Origin of the sequence: Microcystis sp. LE18-22.4A, from assembly GCF_027531105.1 — a bacterium.
GTDB lineage: Bacteria > Cyanobacteriota > Cyanobacteriia > Cyanobacteriales > Microcystaceae > Microcystis > Microcystis aeruginosa.
On sequence record NZ_JAPZRB010000075.1, the window covers coordinates 1 to 2745 of the forward strand.

Annotated in this window: 2 protein-coding genes and 1 pseudogene; all 3 read right to left on the minus strand. The window is 43.9% G+C overall.

Going from position 1 to position 2745, the window contains the following annotated elements; translation table 11 throughout:
- Positions 1 to 262: 262 nt before the first annotated feature.
- Positions 263 to 505: a DUF8620 family protein gene (locus O9295_RS03265; RefSeq protein ID WP_002799130.1), complete on the minus strand. Its 243-nt coding sequence runs from the start codon at positions 503 to 505 to the stop codon at positions 263 to 265.
- Positions 506 to 564: 59 nt separating this feature from the next.
- A complete protein-coding gene (gene lnt / locus O9295_RS03270; RefSeq protein WP_288031656.1) occupies positions 565 to 2091 on the minus strand; it encodes an apolipoprotein N-acyltransferase in 1527 nt (508 codons plus the stop codon).
- A 178-nt stretch (positions 2092 to 2269) separates the two neighbouring features.
- Positions 2270 to 2745: pseudogene (locus O9295_RS03275) on the minus strand (RNA-guided endonuclease TnpB family protein); the annotation flags it as partial.

Genomic DNA, 2745 nt, shown 5'->3' on the forward strand with positions numbered 1-2745 from the left:
GAGTGATCGGGGGGAAAATTCCGGGACTTTTTCCCTGAAAATTAGGTAATTGACCCCTTCAAAATCGGTAAAACCCTACACCCCACACCCCACACCCCACACCCTGCCCCCAAGAAAAACTTTTTCAGCAAACCCTAATTAGCAAAGGTTTAAGTGTGCCACACAGGTGTGAGAACCGCTATAATTAAATTAAAAATGGATTTTAGGTTCGATCCCCCCTGCCCTCCTTGATAAGGTAGGGTTGATTCATGAATCAACCCTACTATTTAGGGAACCAGCGTTCTTGAATTTGATTAATCGCCCAGCTTAAAATCGCCCCCGCAATTAAAATACTAATAGCAGGATTGAATAAGGGCAGCCAAAGACGCTGAAAAAGTTTAAATCCTAGGGGAATTCCCGTGGATTCACCGATAACAGCCAGGGCAAACCAGAGAAAGCCCGCTATTACTAAAAACACATCAAATATTAAGATTCTATTCAACCACTTGACAAATTGCTCTTTCATTGCAGCAAAAACTTAGGTTATTTAACAGTTCATTCACGAAAAAGTATAGCACTGTCACCTTAATCCCAAGCTCTCCAGAGCCAAGCGAGTCCGGCAGTAATGATTAAAACTTTAGTTAACCAATCTCCCCAGCGCACATATAAAGTTCTCGTATCCCGTCGATAAATTGTTTCGCTATGGATTTGATATTTATCTAAATCCGATAGCCAAAGGTGATTACCGTGGGGATCGACAAAAGCAGAATAACCTGTATTGGTGGCCCGGGCCATCCATCGATCGGTTTCGATCGCTCGCATGGTATCCTGAGCATGGTGTTGAGCGGGCATGGCGTGGCTATAATGGGCGTTATTAGAAGCAGTAATAATAAATTCGCCTCCCCTAGCAGTTTGACGGCGAAAATGTTCGGAAAAAGCCGACTCGTAACAAATGCCCACAATTATTTTACCGAAAGGGCTGTCAATAATTTGATCAGGATTTCCCTGGATTAAATGCGCTTGCAAGGGAGAAAGGCGATCAACAATTCCGCCCAAAATTTCCTGAAAAGGAACGTATTCGCCTAAAGGCACGAGAATTACTTTATCATACCGACTAATCACCTGTCCCTCGCCATCAATGGTCAAGAGACTATTGTTATAACCCTTGTCCACCTTGCCAAATGCACCTAACCAGATCGGCGTTTTTTTGGCTAAAATTGCCGAATAAATCGAGCTATTATTGACTAAGTTCTCCCAATAGTAGGGTAAGGCCGTTTCAGGAGTTAAGACGGCATCTACTCCTCGATCGGCGAGAATTTGATAACCAGAGGTGTAACCTTCGAGCGCCTTTTGAAATCCCAGGGGCGAAAGTTTAATTGTGTTGGGAATATTGCCCTGAATGACGCCAATTTTTATCCCTAAATCCCTTGACTTTTCGATCGGTTTATGGTATGTGTTCCATCCCCAGAGATGGAGGCTAAAACAAATGAGGAGGGGTAAAGAGAGAAAAGCGAGATTTTGCCGCGATTGACGGATTAGGAGCAAGCTTTCGGCAATTAAACCGTTAACTGCCACAATTGCCGCCGTTACCGTCGTAAAACCCGATAATTTGCCCAATTGCAGAATCAATAAATTATGGGGACTTTGACTATAAGCAAGGGTAGTCCACCAGAGAGGGGATTGACTCCAGAGAGATTCTAACCCACACCAGAGGGCAGTGCCGATGAAAACCCGTAGGAGGGCATCCCGAAAAGATGACTGATTAACACTTTTGTTGACATAAAACATGACTAACGTCCAAGTTAGCACGATCGCCGTTCCCCAAAAAGTAATAAACAACCAACAAAACAGGGCAATTAACAAACTCGCTAACCAGGGGACACCCATCCACGTCATCGGGTGAATTCCCGTGATCCAGAATAAAGCCAGACCATGGTAGGCAAAACCCCAGCCAAAACCGTATAAAAGCTGTTTTTTTAGGGATTTTTCCGCTAATCTCACAACAATCCACAGGGGGACTAGAGAAATCCATGCGAGTAACCACCAAGAAACCGGTGCTACTGTTAACCCCATCCCCACACCGGCCAAAATTGCCCAGAGAAAACGCACCATCTTTCACTCCAGTCAGGTTAAACTCCTCTGACCTACTAGATCAGAGTAGCTAGAGGGAAGACAAAAAACAAGAGACATACAGAAGTTTTTCAGCACATCTACAATAGAGCAGTTAGCGAGTAAAAAAGCCCTTCCTTGACATCCTCACCGCCGTAAAACGGACGGCGATTCCCAAACCTCACGATTTGAGTTTCTGCTTCTTTCCCGAAGGATTTTTCGCACCTGCCTTAACAGATTTACTCTGTTCTGGTCTTATGGTCGCTCTACAGACTGACACCGCAAGCCCTGCGGCCAAAATGTTTTTACTGGCGTTAATATCTCGGTCATGGTGAATCCCACAGTCTGGACAGTCCCATTCTCGAACATTTAACGGCATTTTCAAGGGCAATATACCCGCAATTACTACACCTTTTAGAGCTAGGAAACCATCTATCTATTTCGATGTAGTTTCTCCCATACCAACGGCATTTATAGGCTAATTGTCGGGTAATTTCTCCCCAGCTTACATCAGATATTGCCTGAGATAATTTCGGGTTTTTGACCATATTCTTGACGGCTAAATTCTCAACCACAATCGTTTGGTTTTCACGAACTAATTGAGTGGTTAGCTTATGTAAATGGTCTTTTCTGTTATCAGTAATTTGAGCGTGAATC